Here is a 21,343-nt window from a genome sequence, read left to right as displayed (position 1 = left end):
TTTATCCCGAGTTCAGGTTAAGTAGGAAGGGGAAGCGATGTGGAATATTTGGGTGTTAAAAATAAAAAAAGCGAGTGAATCACTCGCCTTCATCAAACTTATCTTCAATCAAATGACAAACCGCATCAAGGGCTTGCTCTGATTGATCGCCAGTGGCGTGGATCGTCACGTATTGCCCTTGGGCGGACTCAAGCATTAATAGCCCCATAACGCTATCAGCGGTGGCTGTTTTATCTTCTTCGTTGTCGATCGTAATGATCGCATCGTAGCTTTGTGCCAGTTCGACCAGTTTTACCGCAGCGCGAGCGTGAAGCCCTAAGCGGTTTTGGATCAATACCTTACGACTTAATTCCACCGTTATTCCTTAACGTTTTTTTCCAATGAAGTGTGGCGAATTTGTACCTGATGGCCTTTGTCAGCGAAGAACTCACCAATTTTTTGCGTGAGATACACTGAGCGATGTTTACCACCAGTACAACCAATCGCGACAGTTAAGTAACTGCGATTGTTTTTTTCTAGCAGAGGCAACCAAGTCTCGATAAAACTTTCAATTTGATACTTAAGATCGAGTACAGATTGATGTTGCTCTAGGAAGGCTCCAATCGGGGCATCTAGACCTGTAAGAGGGCGCAATGCTGGTTCCCAATGCGGGTTTGGCAAGAAGCGCACATCAAACACGTAATCGGCATCAGAGGGTAGTCCATATTTGAAACCGAAGGATTCGAATACCATCACCAGATCTTTTCGATCTCGCCCTTCAACGCGCATACGTACGGTTTCGCTCAAGTCATGCAGGGATTGACCACTGCTGTTAAGCACTAAGTCCGCGTGTGCTTTTAAGGGCATCAGTATCTCGTGCTCTAACTCAATGGCTTGATCAAGAGATAAGGATTGAGCGCCAAGCGACAGCGGATGGATCCGTCTGGTTTCGCTGTAGCGTTTGAGTAAGGTCTCTTTGTTCGCATCTAAGAACAGCACCGTTACGTCTAACTCAGTTTTGAGTTTTTCGAGAGTGGTGTTCAGCTCTTTGAGTTTCTTTGGGATATTTCGAATATCGATACTTACGGCAACGTTCTGTTTACTGTCGGATACCGACTTTACAAACGCATCAAGCAAGTTAACTGGTAGGTTGTCTACGCAGTAATACCCTAAGTCCTCAAGTACGCGCAGGGCAACACTCTTCCCGGCACCGGAGTGCCCGCTAACAACAATTAATCGCATGGTGATCGCCTCGATTACTGATGAATCATAATGTCGTAGAGTTCTTCATCGCTCTGAGCTTTGCGCAGCATTTTTAACACTTGCTTGTCGCTCAAGCGTTCAGCCATAGAGGATAGTGTTTTGAGGTGTTCTTTGCACTGTTCTTCTGGAACCAGAAGCGCAAAGAGAAGGTCTACAGGTCGGTTGTCGATCGCATCAAACTCAATCGCTTCATCACATTGAAGTAATACGGCAATGGCTTTATCGCTGGATGACATTCTTGCGTGAGGGATAGCAATACCGTTGCCGATACCCGTACTACCCATCTTTTCTCTGCTGAGCATACACTCAAACAGTTCGGTTGAATCTTGGCCCGTGTTTTCAGCAACAATTTGGCTGATCATCTCTAGGGCTCGTTTCTTACTTGTACAATGGACTGCACTTTTGGTGCAGTCCAGTGACAGTATCTCGCTCAATTGCATGATTAATGACTGTTTAGTTTTTCTTTGTGCTTGTTAAGTTGACGAACTAATTTATCCACCAGCGAATCAATTGCTGCATACATACTTTCGTCATTCGATGACGCGTGGATTTCGCCCTGATTTATGTGAAGCGTAGCTTCCGCGATTTGGTTAAGTTTTTCAACTTTTAGTACAACTTGTATTTGGTTTATATGGTCGAAGAATCTATCGAGCTTCTGAAACTTTGATTGAACATAGTCTTGCATTGAATCGGTAAGATCAACGTGATGGCCTTGAATATTGATTTGCATAGACTTTCCTTTTCAGTTGGTGCCTTAAAGTAGGCGTTTACGCTGACTTGAAGGGGCGATACCCAAGGATTCACGATACTTCGCGATCGTACGTCTTGCGACTTGAATCCCTTGGTCAGCCAGAAGAGCAGCAATCTTGCTGTCACTCAATGGTTTAGCGGTATTTTCCGCTGCGACCAACTTTTTGATGAGCGCGCGAATTGCTGTGGACGAACATTCTCCGCCATTGTCTGTACTGACATGACTAGAGAAGAAGTACTTCAATTCAAAAATGCCACGTGGTGTGTGCATGAACTTCTGTGTAGTTACACGAGAAATCGTGGATTCATGCATGTCTACTGCCAATGCTACATCGTTAAGTACCATTGGTTTCATGGCTTCTTCACCATACTCGAAGAAATCTTGTTGATGTTCAACAATACATCTTGCAACTTTGAGAAGCGTCTCGTTTCTGCTTTCTAGGCTCTTAATCAGCCATTTTGCCTCTTGCAAATTGCTGCGAATATACTGGCTATCGGCACTGTTGCCTTTGCCCAGTTGCGCATATTGTTGATTTACTTTTAGTTTTGGGATGCTGTCAGGATTAATAGAAACCGTCCATTTGCCATGATCTTTAAAAACGGAAACGTCAGGAATAACGTATTCGGTATCATCTGGAGTAATACGGCTGCCAGGTCGAGGGTCCAATTGCTGAATCAGCTTTAACACTTCACGTAGGTCTGCTTCTTTCAGTTTGGTCTCTTTGATGACGAGCTTGTAATCGCGATTACCAAGATGATCGATATGATCGCTCAGCACCATTTTCGCTTCAGCGAGCCACGGTGTATCTTCTGGGAAGGTCGCTAATTGCAGTAATAGACATTCTTGAAGGTTGCGAGAGGCAACGCCAAGGGGGTCAAATTGTTGAATGCGTTTGCGAACGGCTTCGATTTCATCAAGTTCAACATCTTCGTTGTCGAAGCTTTCATGAATTTCTTCTGGAGAGAGCGTGAGGTAACCGTAGTCGTCAACCGCATCAATGATGGCTAACGCGATGGTGCGGTCGGTTTCGCTAAATGGCGTTAAGTCTAACTGCCACATCAGGTAATCGTGCAGCGATTCAGTGGTTTCACCTTGATAGACCGGCATATCGTCATCAAGCGCTAAGCCTGTGCAGCCAGTGTTCGCGCTGTATACATCGTCCCAAGTGGTGTCGATTTCTAGCTCAGAGCTGATTTCAGATTTTTCAATCACGTCTGAGCTATCAGGAACATCAATCTCGGCAGTTTCATTGGCACTGTTGTCTGCAGCATCGAGTGCTGATTTGTCTTCACCATTTGCTTGAGGTTCTTCTTGGCCTTCTTCAACTTCCAATAAAGGGTTGGAGTCCAAGGCTTCTTGGATTTCCTGTTGAAGGTCGAGCGTCGACAATTGCAACAAACGAATCGCTTGTTGTAGCTGCGGCGTCATGGCTAACTGTTGACCTAGCTTGAGTTGTAATGAAGGTTTCATTCAGTGTTACTTACCTTGTAATGCTCAGAATCTTACCGTTCCTAATGTAATCATAGACGGAATTGTTCACCGAGATAAACTTGTTTCACCTGCTCGTTATTGAGAACCTCATCTGGAGTTCCTGAAGCAATAAGGTGTCCTTGACTTACGATATAGGCTTTTTCACAAACGTCCAAGGTTTCACGAACGTTATGGTCAGTGACTAACACACCAAGACCGCGATCGCGCAAGTGTTCAATGATTTTTTTGATGTCGTTAACCGAAATTGGGTCAACACCCGCGAACGGTTCATCCAACAAAATAAACTGAGGGTTTGCTGCCAATGCACGAGCGATTTCTACACGGCGGCGTTCACCACCTGATAGTGCCATACCCGCACTGGTGCGTATGTGCTGTATGTGGAATTCTTCCAATAAATCTTCAAGCTTATCTTGGCGCTCTTCTCGAGTTAACTCTTGGCGAGTTTCTAGGACGGCCATGATGTTGTCTTCAACCGATAACTTACGGAATATGGAAGCTTCTTGTGGCAAGTAGCCGATACCTAGGCGCGAGCGACTGTGCATCGGTAGGATACTGATGTCTTGATCGTCGATAGTGATGATGCCTTCATCACGAGGTACCAAGCCGACAATCATGTAAAACGATGTGGTTTTACCTGCGCCGTTTGGACCCAACAGTCCCACAATTTGACCAGACTCGACTTCGAGGCTCACGTCCGTAACGACCTTGCGTTTCTTGTAGCTTTTAGCAAGATTCTTTGCGCTCAGTACTGGCATATTAGTTCTCGATTTGGTTCGGTTGCAGGATGGTGGTAACGCGCTCATTCTTCGAGCTGTCAGCAACAAGCTTCTGTTGACCAATTTGGTAGCGAATTGATGAGCCCTTGATGGTGTTACCGTCTTGGGCTAGCTGTGCTTGGCCTTTCATGGTCAATTCGTCAGTAGAGATACGGTAATCCAATTCAGTAGCTTGACCACTGAGTGTTTTACCATCGTCCATTAATTGAGAGAAAGTGGCAGGTTTACCAAATGCTTGAATTTGTTTGATCGCTTCCGTTTTCGGGTCACGAGTTACAACAATTCTGTCAGCATCGATATTGATGCTACCTTGCTTAAGAGATACATCACCTTTAAAGGTCACCTGGTTACTCTTCATGTCCACCTGCTGGGTGTCTGAATTAATGTAAACCGGCTGTTGCGTATCCGACTTAAGTGCCAACGCTTGTGGCGCTGCTAATACCAATGCCAATAGGCTAAGGTGTAACGGTTTCATATCGACCTTGAACTTCATCTGTCAGAGTCGCAGTGTGGGCTTTTAAGTTGCCTTGCATTGCGCCTCCGGTAGTTTCAAATTGTGGTCCAACCAACATTACTTGTTGATCGGCTTTAAAATCACGATTGCTTAAGTTGATGACCAGCTTGTCTGTTGCCATGGTGTCAAAGCTTGCGTCAGGCAATAAGTTTTGCATGAGAACTTTGTCGTATAACGTCAGGATCTGGTCTTCATCAAGTACTGCTCTTGTTGCAGTGACCTTCCACTCAACAACGCTACCTTCACGGTAAACCATCAGTGTTGGGCTATTAAAAATCGTATCTCCACTCTTGGCGTAATGATCCAAGCTGTTGGAGCGAATGATGTAACTGCGGACACCATTTTCACCATAAGTGATATTTTCTAGTCCAGTACCACTGAACATAGGCAGTTCTAAATTAGGTGCAACCTGTATATCTTCATCGCCTTTTGGTGTCAGCAAATAATAACCACACCATGCGACAACGAAGATCAGGAGCAAATAAATAAGGCGAGTAAAACTCATAAAATAAAGGCCTTTATCTTAGCTCAGTACTTCCCTGACCATTGCCTTAATCTGTTAATCAAATTGTGTAAACATTCGTTGATGGATGGATTACATCACACCCGCTTTCAACAAATCGTGCATATTCAGCGCACCAACAATCTTGTTGTTGTCGCACAAGATCAGAGCATTGATGTTTTTATCTTGCATAAGATTCAAACCCTCGACAGCTAACATTTCTGGATGAGCCGTTGTTGGGTTTTGAGTCATCACTTCACCGATTGCTGTGGTGTGAATATCAATACGTTTATCCAAAGTACGACGCAAGTCACCATCAGTGAATATACCAAGCATAGCATCGTGCTCATCGACAATCGCGGTCATCCCTAAGCCTTTCTCTGAAATCTCAAGAAGTGCGTCGCGAATCAATGCATCTGGCGCAACTTTTGGTAGTGCATTACCAAAGTGCATAATATCAGACAGCTTGAGCAGCAATTTTCTTCCCAACGCACCACCAGGGTGTGATAGAGCGAAGTCTTCTGCAGAAAAACCACGAGCTTGAAGCAGGGCAACGGCAAGAGCATCGCCCATGACCAAAGTTGCTGTTGTGCTGCTCGTTGGTGCAAGACCAAGTGGGCAGGCTTCTTGCGGAACGGTGATTTGCAAATGCATATCCGACAATTTGGCCATGTTCGACTCAGGCTTGCCTGTCATGCTGATAATTTTGATGTTCAGACGTTTCAATACTGGGAATAGAGATAAAATCTCGTGAGACTCACCAGAGTTAGAAATCGCAATGACGATATCGCCTTCACTGATCATTCCTAGGTCACCATGCGCAGCTTCACCAGGGTGAACAAAAAACGCGGAGGTGCCTGTACTTGCAAGGGTAGCAGCAATCTTGTTGCCAATGTGACCTGATTTGCCCATCCCCATAACAACGACTTTGCCATTATTGGAAAGAATCAATTCGCAAGCTTGTTCAAACTGCGCATCAAAATACTGGTCCAGTTGTTGAAGTGCGGTCACTTCAATATCAAGAACTTGTTTAGCAGCAGCACGAAAATCAAATTGAGTGGACATATCAGAGCTCCAATTTGTCTTTACTTATTATGTTATTAAGCGGCCATGTTTGCGAATAGGTACACTTGGTAGCCTAAGAAACACACAAACAGGATTGAACCTTCTAAACGGTTGATACTGCGAGATTTACCAAGACACATTGCCACAAGCAGTAGCGATACGCCGAGCATAACCCAAAAGTCACGACCCATCGCAAATTCACTTAGCATTGAAGGATTGATGATGCCCGGTAGGCCCATTACCGCCAAAATGTTGAAAACGTTTGAACCGATGATGTTACCCACAGCCATATCGTCTTCGCCCTTTAGAACGCCTGCTAGAGATGCAGCAAGCTCCGGTAGGCTAGTGCCGATAGCAATGATAGTAAGGCCGATAACGAGATCACTCATACCAAAGTGTTTTGCAATGATGACGGCGTTGTCGACTAACATGCTTGCTGCCAAAGGTAGAAGTATCAGACCGATTACAACCCACATAACGGCTTTTGGATTACTTACACCTTCAGGGACTTCTGATTCTTGTTCATCGACAAAAGCATCACCCGCTTTTTGTTCTTTGCGGCTGATTTGCAACATGGCAAATAGGAACGCAGCAAAGAGTACAAACAGCAATACGCCTTCGTAGAAACCTAGGTGGTTATCCCAAAGTAAAATACCAGCCAGCACGGTTACTGCTATCATCAATGGCAATTCTCGACGAACCACAGCAGAGCTGATGGAAAGTGGTTTGATGATGGCGGTGATACCAAGAATTAAAGCGATGTTGGCGATGTTCGAGCCAAGAACGTTACCGACAGCTGTGTCGGTTTTACCGTCCCATGCTGCGGTTGCAGAAACCATCATTTCTGGCGCAGAAGAACCCATCGCCAAAATGGTCATGCCGATCACTAGAGGTGAAATACCGACGTTGCGGGCCAGAGCAGCAGAGCCAAAAACAAGTTTATCCGCACTCCAAACAAGTATAACAAGACCGACGATAAGCAACGCTACGGCTTCGAGCATGATGATTCCTAAGTAATAAAATAAGTGAAATGAGTAACCGCTAATTTTGACCTTTCACAGCCAAAAATGGAAGATAAACAACAAATAAATTAAAGGTTAGTAACGAAATTGTGTTTAATTGTTGCTCGAACACGCGTTGTATTTGATACCGCTTATCTAGAGTTGGATTTAAACACCTTCCTTTGATTTCGTCATATTTTATGAAGAATTGCTTGAATTTTGTCGGCTTTATTTAATTGAACAGTGCTTTTAATTCAAGTTCAATGTGCTTATGATTGCAGCCTAATAAGTATACCGAAGTCACTTTAGGATATTCTCGACGTAATATCTTGAAAACAATCGAGGCTGAGTTAGCTTGACGACTCTGTGAGTTCCACTCACAAACAGCAGAAGAGATAGTATGTCGAACAACGATTTAGTTACCGTTAACAATCTCACTTTTTCACGAGGCGATCGCAAGATCTTTAATGGCGTTGACCTGCACGTGCCAGAAGGAAAAGTGACGGCCATTATGGGCCCATCGGGAATCGGTAAAACGACGCTGTTACGCTTAATTGGCGGTCAGTTGTATCCCGAACAAGGTGAGATCTGGTTTGATGGCGATAACATCCCAGCGCTCTCACGTAAGAAGCTTTACCATGCTCGAAAAAAAATGAGCATGCTATTTCAATCAGGAGCTTTGTTCACGGATTTGAACGTTTTCGATAACGTCGCCTTTCCTTTACGTGAACACACAGAACTCTCTGAAGAACTCATTCGTACCATGGTATTGCTGAAGCTTGAAGCGGTAGGCCTGCGTGGTGCGGCGAAACTTATGCCGAGTGAACTCTCTGGTGGTATGGCGCGCCGGGCTGCTTTGGCGCGCGCTATTGCGCTTGATCCTGACCTCATTATGTACGATGAACCGTTTGTTGGTCAGGACCCAATCACCATGGGGGTATTGGTTGAGCTGATCAGTAATTTGAATCGAGCGCTAGGTCTAACTTCTATTGTTGTCTCCCATGATGTACCAGAGGTGATGAGTATCGCTGACTGGGTCTACCTGATGGCTGATGGCAAGATCATTGCCTTTGGTACGCCACAAGAACTGAGAGACAATCCTGACCCTCGAGTGCAACAATTCTTGTTAGGTGATGCGGATGGCCCTGTTCCATTCCGATTCCCTGCTCAAAGTATCGAAAAGGATTTATTTGATGGGCGCTAGTTTTACTCAATTTGTCGCTTCATTAGGAAGGCGCACGTTGGCCATCTGCGAAGCCTTTGGTCGTGCGACATTGATGCTTATTGGTGCGTTGGTGACTCGACCAAACCCAGTGAAAAATTTTCCTTTGTTGGTGAAGCAACTTTACTCTGTTGGCGTACAGTCTTTAGCAATAATTGTCGTGTCGGGTTTGTTTATCGGTATGGTACTTAGCTTGCAAGGCTATGTGGTGCTTGTCGACTATGGTGCAGAAGGCAGTCTTGGTCAGATGGTATCGCTATCACTACTGCGCGAGTTAGGACCGGTAGTGACCGCTCTTCTATTTGCTGGCCGCGCGGGTTCTGCGCTGACCGCTGAAATTGGTTTGATGAAAGCCACTGAGCAGCTCTCCAGTATGGAAATGATGGCTGTTGATCCGTTAAAACGCGTTATTGCTCCGCGTTTTTGGGCTGGCGTTATCTCTATGCCGCTATTGGCGATGATCTTTATGGCCATTGGCATCTGGGGTGCTCAAATTGTTGGCGTTGATTGGAAAGGCGTTGATCACGGTAGTTTCTGGGCGGCTATGCAGTCGTCGGTAGAATTAGGCCAAGATATTGGTAACAGCATGATCAAATGTATCGTGTTTGCGATTACCGTTACTTGGATCGCTCTATTTAATGGCTATGACGCGATTCCTACTTCGGAAGGGATCAGCCGAGCAACCACACGCACTGTAGTGCATTCTTCTTTAGCAGTACTGGGACTAGACTTTGTACTGACCGCATTGATGTTTGGGAATTAATCATGCAACAAACACGTAAAACTGAATTATGGGTTGGCAGCTTTGTATTGGCAGGAATTTGCGCGATTCTTGTGATGATTTTTCAGGTTGCTGACGTAAAAAGTATTGGCTCGGGCAATACTTATACCCTGAAAGCTGAGTTCGATAATATTGGTAGCTTAAAAGTGCGTTCACCAGTGAAGGTTGGCGGCGTAGTGGTTGGTCGTGTAAGTGACATTACACTTAACCCTGAAAGCCTACTTCCTATTGTGAGCTTGTCGATTAATAGCCAATACAATCAATTCCCAGAAACCTCTAGTTTGCAAATTTTGACTTCTGGATTGATTGGTGAGCAATACATTGGCTTAGTTCCAGGCTTCATCTTTGATGATGAAGAAATGTTGGTTGATGGCGATACCATCGAAGACACCAAGTCTGCTCTAGTATTAGAAGACTTAATTGGACAGGTGCTGTACAGCATCGGTGGCTCCGGCGATTCTGGCAACACGAGTAAGGAATAACCCATGTTCTCTAGATTATTACTTTCTTTCGTTGCGGCATTTACTGCTTTTGGTGCAGTGGCCGCAGAAGTGGATAAAACTCAACCTTACGAAATGATGAAGCAGGTGGCGGGAGAGACGTTTGAACGTCTTAAAACCGAACAGCCACAAATTAAGCAAGATCCAAATTTGCTTAAGACCATCGTTGAAGAAGAGCTGATGCCTTACGTCAACGATCGCTATGCAGCATTGAAACTGCTTGGTCCTAACTTAAAAGGCGCGAAGCGTGAAGACGTGGGTGAGTTTATTAAGGCATTTCGTTCTTACTTGGTGACGTCTTACGCACAAGTATTAACGCAATACACAGACCAGCAAATCGAGTTTGGCCCTGAGCCGAAGTTAGACCCATCTAAGCGCATTACTAGCATCAAAGTGGATATCATTGACGCACCGCGTCCGAACATCAAACTTGAGTTCAAACTGCGTAAAGATAAGAAAACAGGTGAATGGTTAGCATTCGACATGGTTGCTGAAGGTATTAGCTTACTTTCGAGCAAGCAATCAGAGTGGAATACGAAGATTCGCCAAGACGGTATTCTGGCTGTAGCAAAAGATCTTGAAAAATTGGCGGCACAGCCAATTCGTTTCGAGGCAGCAAAGTAATGGCGCAGTCTCATTCTCAGTGGCATTTACAATCAGATATTCTTAAGCTTACAGGGGCGTTGGATCGAGATACCGTACCTTCATTGTGGGCCGTTGCGCAGCGATGGCAGCCATCTCAAACCGAGCTAGAATGCTCGTTAAAAGAGATTGAGCGCGTCGACTCTGCGGGAATGGTGATGTTAATCCACTTATTAGAGCATGCAAAAAAACAAAACTGTCATATAATGCTCAGTTTCGTGCCGGCGCAATTGCGCACTTTGTTTCAGCTGAGCAACGTTGAATCTTTAGTGGCCAAACATATACAGAATTATCAGGGGTAAATTGTGGATAGCGCAAAAGTACAACAGTTACTAGAAGAAGCACTAAACCTTCAAGAAGTGCATGTAAAAGGTGAAGGTAGCCACTATGAGGTGGTTGCTGTTGATGCTTGTTTCGATGGAATGAGCCGCGTTAAGAAGCAGCAGTTAATTTACGGTCCTCTGATGGATTACATCCAGCGTAACGACATTCACGCGCTATCGATTAAAGCGTTCACTCCAGAAGAGTGGGCTCGTGATAAAAAGCTAATGTCGCTTTAAGGTTTATTGATGGAAAAGTTTCGAGTTATTGGGTCAGATAAACCACTGGTTGGTGAAGTGACCATTTCAGGTGCAAAAAACGCAGCACTGCCGATTTTATTTGCGTCTATCTTGGCTGAAGAGCCAGTAGAGGTGGCGAATGTGCCACACCTTCGTGATATCGATACTACTATGGAACTGCTTAAGCGTTTGGGCGCAAAAGTAAGCCGTAATGGTTCTGTTCATGTCGATCCAAGCAGCATCAACGAATACTGCGCACCTTACGACTTGGTGAAAACCATGCGTGCATCAATCTGGGCACTTGGTCCGCTGGTGGCTCGTTTTGGTAAAGGTCAAGTTTCTCTACCTGGTGGCTGTGCGATTGGCGCTCGTCCTGTTGATTTACATATCACAGGTCTAGAGCAGCTTGGCGCAACGATTACACTAGAAGATGGTTACGTAAAAGCAGAAGTGGACGGTCGTCTAAAAGGCGCTCACATTGTGATGGACAAAGTGAGTGTTGGTGCAACGATTACTATCATGTGTGCGGCAGCGTTAGCGGAAGGTACCACAACGCTAGATAATGCAGCGCGTGAACCTGAAATCGTTGATACAGCAGACTTCCTAAACAAGCTTGGCGCAAAAATTTCAGGCGCGGGCACAGACACCATCACTATTGAAGGTGTTGAGCGTTTAGGTGGCGGTAAGCACAACGTTGTGGCTGACCGTATCGAAACGGGTACGTTCCTTGTTGCTGCGGCTGTTTCTGGCGGCAAAGTTGTGTGTCGTAACACCAACGGTCACTTGTTGGAAGCGGTACTTGCGAAGCTAGAAGAAGCGGGCGCATTAGTAGAGACTGGTGAAGACTGGATTTCTGTAGATATGACGGATCGTGAACTGAAAGCGGTAAGCATTCGTACTGCCCCACACCCAGGTTTCCCGACTGACATGCAAGCACAATTCACGCTATTAAACATGATGGCGAAAGGCGGCGGCGTAATTACTGAAACGATCTTTGAAAACCGTTTCATGCACGTACCTGAACTGATGCGCATGGGCGCAAAAGCGGAAATCGAAGGTAACACAGTCATCTGTGGTGACGTAGATTCTCTAAGTGGTGCGCAAGTAATGGCCACTGACCTACGAGCTTCGGCAAGTTTGGTGATTGCAGGTTGTATCGCGAAAGGCGAAACCATCGTTGATCGTATTTACCACATTGATCGTGGTTACGACAAAATCGAAAATAAACTGTCTGCTCTTGGCGCAAATATTGAGCGCGTGAGTGAGGCGGGTTAAACTGCATCGCAGTTGACTTCGATATAAAGAGAGCCGAAACTCAGGTTTCGGCTTTTTTATGTCGTGCTCTCTTTCATAGCTGATGACTATGTCCAAAGAACCAACAATAGCTGTATCTGGCGTAAAGCCGGTTCCTGGAGAACAACAATGATTGCACTATTACGTGTATTTGCTGTCGCAATTTTCGCAATTGTGATGTTTATTGGTGGTTGTGGTTACTGCCTATTAAGTCCTCGAAATCCTAAGCACGTTTTCACTTTTGGCCGCTTGTTTGGCAAGATGTCTCGTGTGTTCGGAATCAAATTAGAATTACGAATTCCTGAAGATGCTTACTCTCGTGGTCAGCATGTTTACATCGCGAACCACCAAAATAACTGGGATTTGTTTACTGTATCTTCAGCAGTGACACCAAAAGTCGTGACGGTAGGTAAAAAAAGCTTAGCGTGGATGCCACTATTTGGTCAGCTTTACTGGCTAACGGGTAACATTTTAATTGACCGTGGTAACCGTTCTAAAGCTAAGGGCACTATTGATCAAGTAGTTGATAGCATTAAGCAGAGTGACGTTTCAGTATGGATGTTCCCAGAAGGGACGCGCTCACGTGGCCGTGGCTTACTGCCATTTAAAACCGGCGCATTCCATGCTGCTATCGGCGCAGAGGTGCCAATCATTCCGATCGTGTGTAGTTCAACTGATCACATTAAATTGAACCGTTGGAATAACGGTCATGTGATCATTGAAATGCTGCCACCAATCAGCTCTGAAGGCTATGGCAAAGAAGGCGTTCGTGAACTTGCTAACACCTGTCGCGATCAAATGAAAGCGAAGCTAGAAGCGCTTGATGAAGAAGTAAAACAGCGTAATGCCGCTTAAATTGAAATAGAACACTGCAACAAAAAGACAATAAAAAACGGGTAGCCTAAGTTACCCGTTTTTTTATGTTTCTTAGCAAGCGCAATTGCAATTATTTACGAACGGCGATTGCTTCAATCTCGATGCCAACATCTTTTGGTAGGCGAGCTACTTCGACACAAGAACGTGCTGGGTAGTTTGCTACTTCGTGCTCATCGAAGAACTTGCCGTAAACTTCGTTCACAGTACCGAAGTCGTTTAGGTCTTTAACGAATACCGTCATTTTTACGATGTCAGTGACTTTAAGGCCTGAAGCTTCAACTACTGCTTTCACGTTTTCTAGAGATTGACGTGCTTGCTCTGCGATGTCCGCAGACACTTCACCTGTTGCTGGGTTTACTGGGATTTGGCCAGAAGTTAGAACCATGTTACCTAGATCTACGCCTTGAACGTAAGGACCGATTGCTGCTGGTGCAGACTCAGTGTGAAGTACTTTCGTCATTTGAATTGTTCCATCTGTTTAGGGGAATAAAGAGTGTACTCAAACAATTTGAGCGTTCTTAAGAGGAATCAGTGTGCCTTTAAACATGAAGCACGTAAAGAGCAAAATACCCCGCACGGGCGGGGTATCAGTCAATTTATCGTTAGCAAGAATTGAAGCGGGAAATTAACGTTCAGTGACGATCTCACGAGCGAAGACTTTCTCACAGTATTTACACTTCAGACGGATTTCTTGCTTCTTCTCGAACACTTGGAAGCTGCTCGCAACTGGCTCGTTGTGGGTAATGCAGTTAGTGTTTGGGCATTCAAACACGTTTTTAACTTGCTCTGGTAACTCCAGCGCTAGCTTCTTCACAACTTCGTAGTTTTCGATTTGGTTTACGGTCGCATGTGGTGCGTAAAGTGCCAATTTGCTTGCTTGCTCTTCGTTGATGAACACGTTCTCGATCTTCAACAAGTCTTTATGACCTAATGCGGATGATGGCAGGTTAAGGCCAATCGTCACGCGTTGAGAAGAGTTGTGCATATCGAACAATTTCAACACTTTGATACCAATTTGGGCTGGAATATGGTCGATTACTGTGCCATTTTTGATTGCTTCTACCTGCAATTGAGTTTCTTTAGTCATGTCTTTTTCTCCCTCGATTACAGTGTTTCGTTTAGAACCAATGCCAACAATGCTTGGCGCGCGTACACGCCATTTTCTGCTTGTTGGAAGTAGTAAGCGTGCGGTGTTACGTCGACGTCTGTGGTGATTTCATCCACGCGTGGCAGTGGGTGTAGCACTTTCAAGTTCTCACGTGCACCTTCTAGTAGTGCCGCTGTTAGGATGTAAGCTGACTTGATGTGCGCGTATTCAGATTCATCGAAACGCTCTTTCTGTACGCGTGTCATGTACAGAATGTCTAGTTCAGGAATCACGCTTTCCATGTCTGTATGCAGGCTGTATTGAATACCTGCTTCATCGAGTTCTTCACATAGGTAATCAGGCATCTCGAGCGCTTCAGGTGCCACAAAGAAGAAGCGAATGTTATTGAACTTCGCCAATGCTTGAGTCAAAGAATGCACGGTGCGACCGTATTTTAGGTCACCAACGAACGCAACGTTCAGGTTGTCTAGACGACCTTGTGTTTCTGCAATCGTGTATAGGTCGAGTAGCGTTTGTGTTGGGTGTTGGTTGGCACCGTCACCAGCGTTAATCACAGGAACGCCGTTAGAGAACTCGGATGCCAAGCGCGCTGCACCTTCTTGAGGGTGGCGCATAACGAAGGCATCGACGTAAGAAGAGATCACTTGAACTGAGTCAGACAGTGTCTCGCCTTTTTTCGCCAGAGAGGTGTTACCACCGTTATCAAAACCAATAACATCGCCACCAATACGTTGAATCGCTGTTTCGAATGACAGACGAGTACGTGTGGATGGCTCAAAGAAACAGCTCGCTACAACCTTGTTTTTAATCAGTTCTGGACGAGGTTCTTTTTTTAGCTGACCTGCAGTTTCTACAATCAGTTCCAGTTCTTCACGTGAAAGCTCTGGAATAGAGATGATGTGCTTCTGGTAAAGCGAGTTCGCCATGATCTTCTTCCCTATAACAGTGGTGACTATCCCCAAAATTACCCTGATGGAATTTCGGACATAAAAAAACCTCCCCAATTGGGGAGGTTTTAAAATTCAATAGAATTAACGAAAATAACAGCACGTAAGCGTAGTCGCTTAGCTAGAGCAAATCGCGTTTTTACGTCAGCAATCGGCGTGGTCATTTCATAATCCTCAGACAAATTGCCGAGCATTATACGCTTAACTTTCGTGAGCGCAAGCGATTACATCGTGGTTTTTGTTACCATTTTTAATGCTTTGGTTTAGCTGCCTAACGTTGCCACCATCACGGCTTTAATCGTGTGCATGCGGTTTTCGGCTTCGTCGAATACGATAGAGTATTCAGACTCAAACACCTCTTCGGTGACTTCAAGCCCTTTCATTCCGTATTTCTCTGCTACCTCTTTACCCACAGTCGTTTCATCGTTGTGGAAGGCTGGCAGGCAGTGCATGAACTTCACATGAGGGTTACCTGTTTGCTTAATCACATCCATATTGATTTGGTAAGGTGTCATCAGAGCAACACGCTCATCCCAAGCCTCAGCCGACTCACCCATCGAGACCCAAACGTCGGTGTATAAGAAGTCACAGCCTTTAACGCCTTCTTCAACATTTTCAGTCAGCGTGATTTTCGCGCCAGTTTGTTGGGCAATTTCTTGGCAAGTTGTCACTAATGCTTCTTCTGGCCAGAACGCTTTTGGCGCTACAAGGCGGATGTCCATGCCCATTTTCGCTGCGCCAACCATGAGTGAGTTACCCATGTTATTGCGAGCATCACCAAGGTAGGCAAACGTCATTTCATGCAGTTGTTTCCCACGTCCGTGCTCTTGCATAGTCAGGAAGTCTGCAAGGATTTGAGTAGGGTGGAACTCATCCGTTAAACCGTTCCAAACAGGCACACCAGCATAAGTACCAAGCTCTTCAACAATGGATTGACCAAAGCCACGGTATTCGATGCCATCGTACATACGACCAAGAACACGAGCGGTATCTTTCATCGATTCTTTATGACCGATCTGTGAGCCAGAAGGACCGATGTAAGAGACTTGAGCGCCTTGGTCAAAGGCAGCAACTTCAAACGCACATCGGGTACGAGTAGAAGATTTCTCAAAGATTAGCGCGATGTTTTTACCTTGAAGTTTCTTCTGCTCTGTTCCTGCATATTTAGCTTTTTTCAGCTCTGCGGACAGTTCGAGCAAGAACTGGATCTCTTTAGTTGAGAAATCCAATAGCTTCAAAAAGTTGCGATTACGTAAATTGAAAGCCATAGCTCGTCCCTTAGGTCGTTTGGTTGATAAAGAATAAAAGCATTAAAACATATAAATGCTTTTATTGTGAATAATTATTTTAATTAAAAGCAAAAAAAGGTTGATGCATTCACATCAACCTTAGTCTCAATTGGTTTTATTTGGTGGGAGAGGTTTCTCAAATATCATCACGTTCGATTGGGCAGCTCATACAGCGTGCACCACCACGACCGCGACCAAGCTCGTTACCCGGAATAGTCAGGACTTCAATGCCAGCTTTGTCGTACTTCTCGTTAGTGTAGACGTTGCGTTCGTAACCAATCACAACACCAGGTTTCACCGTCAGTACGTTGTTGGCATCGTTCCATTGCTCTCGTTCAGCTTCATAGCTGTCACCACCCGTTGTGATGATCTTCAATTGATCTAAGCCAAGTGCCGATTCGATGGCATGCAGATAGTTGTGTGATGCTTCGACATGCATTTCACCGTTGCCTTTAGGTGTTAGGCGCCAGGTGTCTAAATCTTTACGCATGATTTCTGGGTATACCGAGAAAGTGTCCACATCCATGTGCGTCATGACCGTATCAAGGTGCATGCACGAGCGGTGTTTTGGTAGGTCGATAGCAATCACTTCTTTCGCCTGACCAGATTTAAATAAACTCGCCGCTAAGTTTTCTACACCTTGTGGGGTTGTACGCTCAGACATACCAATCAAAACGGCGCCTTTACCGATAACCAGTACATCACCGCCTTCTACGTTTGCGTTGTCATAGTGAAGGTCTTCATCACCGAAGTAATTAATGAAATCTTGACCTGCGAAAGTTGGGTGCCAACGGTAAATTGCGCGCAGATGGTTGGTCTCACGTTGTCGCGCTGGCATCATCATTGGATTAAGAGAAACGCCGCCGTATACCCAACATGATGTGTCGCGGGTAAAGAGGTGGTTCGGAAGAGGTTCGATAACGAAATCCAATGGACGCTTCATTTTCGGTAGCATCGAAGAGGATTTGATTGGTAGTTCAGAGTAGGCCAAACCACCAAGAAAGATAGTCGCAAGATGCTCGTCATCCATTTCTGCAAAGTATTGACGCAAATCACGAGCAAATGTTGGACCGTAGCGGAAATCGGAGATTTGAGTATTCAACAACCATTTTTTTGCTTCAGGAACGGCAAGTGTCTCTACGAGCAAATCGTGCAGCAGTAGCACCTCGACATCTTGCTCTCGTAGTGTACGGGCAAATGCATCGTGCTCTTCCCCTGCAGCTTCTACCGCGAGCACATCGTCAAATAACAGTTCGTGACAGTTTGATGGGGTTAGGTGGGTGAGGGCACGCTCTGGGCGATTCAATAACACTCGTCTAAGTTGACCAACTTCTGATCCAACGTACAGCTTGCTCATTTTGTATCCTTACAAATTTTCCAGCCATTAGTTATGACAAGCTTGCCGCAAAGATGCAAGTCCTAGAACTTACTCTATATGTCGATATTTTGGCTTTTGTTAGCGATATATTTTGTAAATTAATGCTTTGTATTTTTAAATTCTATATTTAGAGCTTTGTTCATAGTATTTAAAAAGTGCGTTTTTATTCTTTTTACTCGCTTTCAATAGACTCACATTGTTAGTGCATAAAACACGCATAACTATTCTCAAATATGCATTTTTAAAGCTTTCTTTATTCGCTTGCATTTTTAATTGCCTTGTTGGTGTATTCACTTCATAGCCATAAACACGCAATGCACTCTCCTATTTCGACGAATTTACTTGATTAGGATCTTCTGAATATTAAAGATTTCTTGTTTTTGTTAATTTTTTGTTTCTGTGAGCGAGGTTTCGATTTTTGAGAAAGAATATTCGTTAAGAATCCAAGCCGTTTGGTGTTTGTTTGTGGCTTTTCATCGCAATCCGTGCCATATTTCACCGCATTAACATACTCAGTCTTGAGTATAGTGTTTTCATCAAGTAACTAATCTGGAGCCAAAACATGTCTCACGAAGATGAATATCTATCAGTAGAAGAATTAATTGAGATTCAAAAGGAAGAGACTCGCGATATCATTGCAGCATTGCTAGAAGACGGCAGCGATCCAGATTCACTATACGAAATCGAGCACCACCTATTTGCAGAAGACTTCGACACGCTAGAGAAAGCGGTTGTGGAAGCATTCAAAATGGGCTTTGAAGTGCTTGAAGCTGAAGAAACAGAAGATGAAGACGGTAACAAACTGCTTTGCTGTGATGCAACAATGGAATCTGCACTAAACGCAGAAGCGATTGATGCACAGGTTGAGAAGTTGATTCACCTTGCAGAAAAATACGACATCATTTACGACGGTTGGGGTACTTACTACGAAGGCGAAGATGCGCTTTACCCAGACGAAGATGATGAAGACGAAGAGTAATCGACTCATTCATTCAAAGAAGCCAGCGTTTATCGCTGGTTTTTTTGTGCCTTAAAAATGATAACCGAGGGTGACCATAAATAATTCTCATTGAGTTTGTAGGCTTACTGCCTATAACCCTAAGCCACTTGAGTATATAATGCATGAAAATTGATCTAGCTCAAGGTGTATATGCAACTCTCACTCGCCGGTTTATGGCAAGTCTCTCCACTGACGGACCTTTCTATCCCACAGGATGACATTACTTTCCCTGCTCCTTTGAGTCAGGTATTGCCTGCTGAACTGACTGAAGAAGCGATCCGTCAGCAAGAGTGGCACCTGATGCACGACATCGAAGTGGACGAATCCATGATGGCATTCCCAGCGGTAGAAATGGTGTTGGGTGGTGTGGATTACCATGCAGAAGTGCGTTTGAACGGAGTCGCATTGTTCGACTGTGACGGTTCGCAAAGCATATACAAAAAAGACATTCGTCCATTTATGCAGATGGGGCGCAACCGTTTTGAGATCCTGTTCCTCGAGGAAGAAGAAGATCTTCTGCTGGATGAGGATAAACCGGAGTTGTGCTCACTTGCGGATCATGAATACCAAAAGAGTGATGAGCGCTTGGGGGTATGGCAAGAACCGTATCTACAGTTCATTCGCAATGTTCGTTTAGACCGCGTGGCTACCGAGCAGATTTGGCACCACGGTGGTGGTTGTGAGTTTAAAGTCGACTTGTACTATCAAACTTTTGCGCCGGGTCTAGTATCGGCATCGGTTAAGTTCAATGGCATGACTTACCATATTCCTATTGATGTCCGAGCGGATCATGCGAGTGCTTTATTCCAGATCGAAGCGCCAAAGTATGCCGATCTTAACGATCCCGATCCAAAAGATCTCTACGAACTCGTAGTGGAGTTGGATGGGCAACGCCAAGCATTTACAGTGGCACTTAGCCAAGAGCTCTGTGTTACCCATCTTGTACTTTAAGTTTGGGGATAAAACGCTATAACGTCTTAAGCATCACGACTTCACATGCATCATGCCCTGTTTGTCCTAGCGGGGCATCGAGATGCTCAAAGCCTAGCTTTTCATACAAGCCTACCGCTTCTCTTAGACATTCTGTCGTTTCTAAATAGCACTGCTGATACCCAAACTGTTTCGCCAGTTGTAAGCTCAATGCGACGATGCGTTTGGCTAAACCGTGCCCTCGTGTTTGAGGTAAGAAGTACATCTTTTGCAACTCACACACATTTGGCTCACCAGCTAAAGGTGCAAAGCCGCCGCCGCCCACAATCTCGCCTTGGTGTTCTACCACCCAATAAGCGGCACCTTGTTGGTCGTAAACCGAGTACATGTCATCAAGCGTTGGATCGGCCACACCATAACCTTTGTCTGCGGTTAAACCGTATTCTGCGGAGACTTTACGAATCACGTCCGCAACTTGCGAGTTATCTGCTTTGGTAAGAGGTCGAAGAACGTATTCCTCTGCCTGACACACTTTTGTTAGCCCTTTTAGGTAAGTCTCTAAACCAAGTTTGAGTTGCTCTTGCTCACTGTCATCCAGTTGGGTAAGCAGTTGTTCAAAGAAGCTGTTTTGCTGTTGGTCTAGTTGCGATAACGCCTGTTGACCTTGCTCTGTAAGCGCCACAAGTTGACTGCGTTTGTCTTTCGGGTTTTCGATACTCTCAACTAAACCTAATTTGATCAGCCCAGTAACGGTACGGCTTGCATTGGACTTGTCGACATTGAGCTGTTGTGCTAGTTGATTGATGGTCAACGGCTGCAGTTGGATCTCACCTAACGCGTGCGCTTGCACAGGAGTGAGAGCGACGTCGCCACATTGCTTATCGAGCATACCAAGCAATCGGACGGCTTGACGGGAATAGTGTCGGAGTTGATGAGCATTCATTATCACTTACCTCTAAAAATAAAGTTGCGCACCGCAATTAAATTAATTGCGGTGCGCAACTTTGTCAATGGTAAATGTCATTTTTCTCGTTAGGAGGCGTATTGAGCCTCCATGTTTAAGCGTGTTGGTGCAGACAGAACTGTGGTGCTTGGTTATCTGATCTATGCATCCATACTTTCTCGTGGAAGTAGTACGCTACTGTATTCAAGCTTGGCTCTAGCATTGCCATGATACCGCCGACAAACGCATCACCTGTTAGTAAGTAAACTACGGTAAAGGCAACACTGAAGTGGATAGTGGCAAAGCTTGCGGTTTTTATTTTGGTCATCCACTGACGAGCTTTAAGCGCAGGGACTTTTGCCCATGCTTTTTCATGAAAGTAGAAAGCGACGGTGTTCACTGAAGGCTCAATCATGGCAATTAAACTACCAATTAGAATGTCACCAGTAAGCACGTAAGCGACACTAAACGCGATAGTAAAATGGAGTGCTGCAAAGGTTAGTGTCTTTTTCATGATAATTACTCAATTGTT

At 45.0% G+C, this 21,343-nt stretch carries 29 protein-coding genes; 10 read left to right on the top strand and 19 right to left on the bottom strand.

All coding sequences use genetic code 11. From position 1 onward, the window contains the following. Positions 1–79 precede the first annotated feature (79 nt). From BCT11_RS23975 to BCT11_RS23930, 10 genes are all read right to left on the bottom strand, one after another. On the bottom strand, positions 80–355 hold the full coding sequence (locus BCT11_RS23975) for an HPr family phosphocarrier protein (RefSeq protein WP_038879700.1): 276 nt from the start codon (positions 353–355) through the stop codon (positions 80–82). 2 nt (positions 356–357) lie between these two features. Then, the gene (gene rapZ / locus BCT11_RS23970) at positions 358–1,221 is read right to left on the bottom strand and encodes an RNase adapter RapZ (protein WP_038864517.1); all 864 of its coding nucleotides are present in this window, start codon (positions 1,219–1,221) and stop codon (positions 358–360) included. A 14-nt stretch (positions 1,222–1,235) separates the two neighbouring features. Further along, on the bottom strand, positions 1,236–1,682 hold the full coding sequence (gene ptsN / locus BCT11_RS23965) for a PTS IIA-like nitrogen regulatory protein PtsN (RefSeq protein ID WP_038864515.1): 447 nt from the start codon (positions 1,680–1,682) through the stop codon (positions 1,236–1,238). A gap of 2 nt (positions 1,683–1,684) precedes the next feature. After that, positions 1,685–1,972, bottom strand: coding sequence for a ribosome hibernation promoting factor (gene hpf / locus BCT11_RS23960; protein WP_038864512.1), 288 nt, complete (start codon positions 1,970–1,972; stop codon positions 1,685–1,687). 24 nt (positions 1,973–1,996) lie between these two features. After that, positions 1,997–3,463: an RNA polymerase factor sigma-54 gene (locus BCT11_RS23955; protein ID WP_102389452.1), complete on the bottom strand. Its 1,467-nt coding sequence runs from the start codon at positions 3,461–3,463 to the stop codon at positions 1,997–1,999. Between the two features lie 50 nt (positions 3,464–3,513). Beyond that, positions 3,514–4,239, bottom strand: a complete 726-nt coding sequence (gene lptB, locus BCT11_RS23950) for an LPS export ABC transporter ATP-binding protein (protein ID WP_102389451.1) — start codon at positions 4,237–4,239, stop codon at positions 3,514–3,516. 1 nt (position 4,240) lies between these two features. Next, a complete protein-coding gene (lptA, locus tag BCT11_RS23945) occupies positions 4,241–4,735 on the bottom strand; it encodes a lipopolysaccharide transport periplasmic protein LptA (RefSeq protein WP_038864506.1) in 495 nt (164 codons plus the stop codon). Further along, positions 4,716–5,279 carry an LPS export ABC transporter periplasmic protein LptC gene (gene lptC, locus BCT11_RS23940; RefSeq protein WP_038864505.1) on the bottom strand — a complete coding sequence of 188 codons (564 nt, stop codon included), beginning with the start codon at positions 5,277–5,279 and terminating at the stop codon, positions 4,716–4,718. Before lptC ends, lptA begins: the two co-directional genes overlap by 20 nt. Positions 5,280–5,369: 90 nt before the next feature. Continuing rightward, a complete protein-coding gene (gene kdsD / locus BCT11_RS23935) occupies positions 5,370–6,341 on the bottom strand; it encodes an arabinose-5-phosphate isomerase KdsD (RefSeq protein ID WP_039975700.1) in 972 nt (323 codons plus the stop codon). Positions 6,342–6,376: 35 nt separating this feature from the next. Continuing rightward, entirely contained in the window at positions 6,377–7,342 is a 966-nt protein-coding gene (locus BCT11_RS23930; protein WP_038864502.1) for a calcium/sodium antiporter, read from the bottom strand. Positions 7,343–7,742: 400 nt separating this feature from the next. Here BCT11_RS23930 and mlaF point away from each other — a divergent pair, with 400 nt between their 5' ends. From mlaF to BCT11_RS23890, 8 genes are all read left to right on the top strand, one after another. Continuing rightward, positions 7,743–8,546, top strand: coding sequence for a phospholipid ABC transporter ATP-binding protein MlaF (mlaF, locus tag BCT11_RS23925; RefSeq protein ID WP_102389450.1), 804 nt, complete (start codon positions 7,743–7,745; stop codon positions 8,544–8,546). Further along, positions 8,536–9,327 carry a lipid asymmetry maintenance ABC transporter permease subunit MlaE gene (gene mlaE / locus BCT11_RS23920; RefSeq protein WP_102389449.1) on the top strand — a complete coding sequence of 264 codons (792 nt, stop codon included), beginning with the start codon at positions 8,536–8,538 and terminating at the stop codon, positions 9,325–9,327. Before mlaF ends, mlaE begins: the two co-directional genes overlap by 11 nt. A gap of 2 nt (positions 9,328–9,329) precedes the next feature. Then, entirely contained in the window at positions 9,330–9,827 is a 498-nt protein-coding gene (gene mlaD / locus BCT11_RS23915) for an outer membrane lipid asymmetry maintenance protein MlaD (protein ID WP_038879692.1), read from the top strand. Between the two features lie 3 nt (positions 9,828–9,830). Further along, entirely contained in the window at positions 9,831–10,469 is a 639-nt protein-coding gene (gene mlaC / locus BCT11_RS23910; RefSeq protein ID WP_102389448.1) for a phospholipid-binding protein MlaC, read from the top strand. Continuing rightward, the gene (locus tag BCT11_RS23905; protein ID WP_102389447.1) at positions 10,469–10,789 is read left to right on the top strand and encodes a lipid asymmetry maintenance protein MlaB; all 321 of its coding nucleotides are present in this window, start codon (positions 10,469–10,471) and stop codon (positions 10,787–10,789) included. Before mlaC ends, BCT11_RS23905 begins: the two co-directional genes overlap by 1 nt. A gap of 3 nt (positions 10,790–10,792) precedes the next feature. Further along, positions 10,793–11,047, top strand: a complete 255-nt coding sequence (ibaG, locus tag BCT11_RS23900; protein ID WP_005432865.1) for a BolA family iron metabolism protein IbaG — start codon at positions 10,793–10,795, stop codon at positions 11,045–11,047. Between the two features lie 9 nt (positions 11,048–11,056). After that, positions 11,057–12,322, top strand: a complete 1,266-nt coding sequence (gene murA, locus BCT11_RS23895) for a UDP-N-acetylglucosamine 1-carboxyvinyltransferase (protein WP_038864493.1) — start codon at positions 11,057–11,059, stop codon at positions 12,320–12,322. Between the two features lie 147 nt (positions 12,323–12,469). Next, the gene (locus BCT11_RS23890) at positions 12,470–13,195 is read left to right on the top strand and encodes a 1-acylglycerol-3-phosphate O-acyltransferase (protein ID WP_038864490.1); all 726 of its coding nucleotides are present in this window, start codon (positions 12,470–12,472) and stop codon (positions 13,193–13,195) included. Positions 13,196–13,286: 91 nt separating this feature from the next. Here BCT11_RS23890 and BCT11_RS23885 read toward each other — a convergent pair whose 3' ends face one another. From BCT11_RS23885 to BCT11_RS28010, 7 genes are all read right to left on the bottom strand, one after another. After that, positions 13,287–13,676: a RidA family protein gene (locus BCT11_RS23885; RefSeq protein ID WP_005432832.1), complete on the bottom strand. Its 390-nt coding sequence runs from the start codon at positions 13,674–13,676 to the stop codon at positions 13,287–13,289. Between the two features lie 165 nt (positions 13,677–13,841). Continuing rightward, positions 13,842–14,303 carry an aspartate carbamoyltransferase regulatory subunit gene (gene pyrI / locus BCT11_RS23880; RefSeq protein WP_038879686.1) on the bottom strand — a complete coding sequence of 154 codons (462 nt, stop codon included), beginning with the start codon at positions 14,301–14,303 and terminating at the stop codon, positions 13,842–13,844. A 17-nt stretch (positions 14,304–14,320) separates the two neighbouring features. Further along, positions 14,321–15,250: an aspartate carbamoyltransferase gene (gene pyrB, locus BCT11_RS23875; RefSeq protein ID WP_102389446.1), complete on the bottom strand. Its 930-nt coding sequence runs from the start codon at positions 15,248–15,250 to the stop codon at positions 14,321–14,323. An 89-nt stretch (positions 15,251–15,339) separates the two neighbouring features. Then, on the bottom strand, positions 15,340–15,465 hold the full coding sequence (locus BCT11_RS28625; protein WP_005432831.1) for a hypothetical protein: 126 nt from the start codon (positions 15,463–15,465) through the stop codon (positions 15,340–15,342). Between the two features lie 69 nt (positions 15,466–15,534). Further along, on the bottom strand, positions 15,535–16,539 hold the full coding sequence (locus BCT11_RS23865) for an ornithine carbamoyltransferase (RefSeq protein WP_038879681.1): 1,005 nt from the start codon (positions 16,537–16,539) through the stop codon (positions 15,535–15,537). Between the two features lie 157 nt (positions 16,540–16,696). Beyond that, positions 16,697–17,917: an arginine deiminase gene (arcA, locus tag BCT11_RS23860; protein WP_045424619.1), complete on the bottom strand. Its 1,221-nt coding sequence runs from the start codon at positions 17,915–17,917 to the stop codon at positions 16,697–16,699. A 135-nt stretch (positions 17,918–18,052) separates the two neighbouring features. Beyond that, positions 18,053–18,253 carry a hypothetical protein gene (locus BCT11_RS28010; RefSeq protein ID WP_133152161.1) on the bottom strand — a complete coding sequence of 67 codons (201 nt, stop codon included), beginning with the start codon at positions 18,251–18,253 and terminating at the stop codon, positions 18,053–18,055. A gap of 247 nt (positions 18,254–18,500) precedes the next feature. Between BCT11_RS28010 and rraB the strand changes: the two genes are divergently transcribed. Together rraB and BCT11_RS23850 are read left to right on the top strand one after the other, a co-directional pair. Beyond that, the gene (rraB, locus tag BCT11_RS23855) at positions 18,501–18,917 is read left to right on the top strand and encodes a ribonuclease E inhibitor RraB (RefSeq protein ID WP_038864481.1); all 417 of its coding nucleotides are present in this window, start codon (positions 18,501–18,503) and stop codon (positions 18,915–18,917) included. A 171-nt stretch (positions 18,918–19,088) separates the two neighbouring features. Beyond that, positions 19,089–19,889: a hypothetical protein gene (locus tag BCT11_RS23850; RefSeq protein ID WP_038864479.1), complete on the top strand. Its 801-nt coding sequence runs from the start codon at positions 19,089–19,091 to the stop codon at positions 19,887–19,889. A gap of 16 nt (positions 19,890–19,905) precedes the next feature. Here BCT11_RS23850 and BCT11_RS23845 read toward each other — a convergent pair whose 3' ends face one another. Together BCT11_RS23845 and BCT11_RS23840 are read right to left on the bottom strand one after the other, a co-directional pair. Then, the gene (locus tag BCT11_RS23845; protein WP_102389445.1) at positions 19,906–20,811 is read right to left on the bottom strand and encodes a bifunctional helix-turn-helix transcriptional regulator/GNAT family N-acetyltransferase; all 906 of its coding nucleotides are present in this window, start codon (positions 20,809–20,811) and stop codon (positions 19,906–19,908) included. 115 nt (positions 20,812–20,926) lie between these two features. Continuing rightward, positions 20,927–21,325, bottom strand: a complete 399-nt coding sequence (locus BCT11_RS23840) for a DUF2061 domain-containing protein (protein WP_061036147.1) — start codon at positions 21,323–21,325, stop codon at positions 20,927–20,929. Between the last annotated feature and the right edge of the window lie 18 nt (positions 21,326–21,343).

The organism is Vibrio sp. 10N.222.52.B12, assembly GCF_002875385.1.
In the GTDB taxonomy this organism is placed as follows: Bacteria; Pseudomonadota; Gammaproteobacteria; order Enterobacterales; family Vibrionaceae; genus Vibrio; species Vibrio jasicida.
The sequence above is the reverse complement of the archived record's forward strand: the minus strand, read 5'-3'. Positions and strand labels throughout refer to the sequence as shown.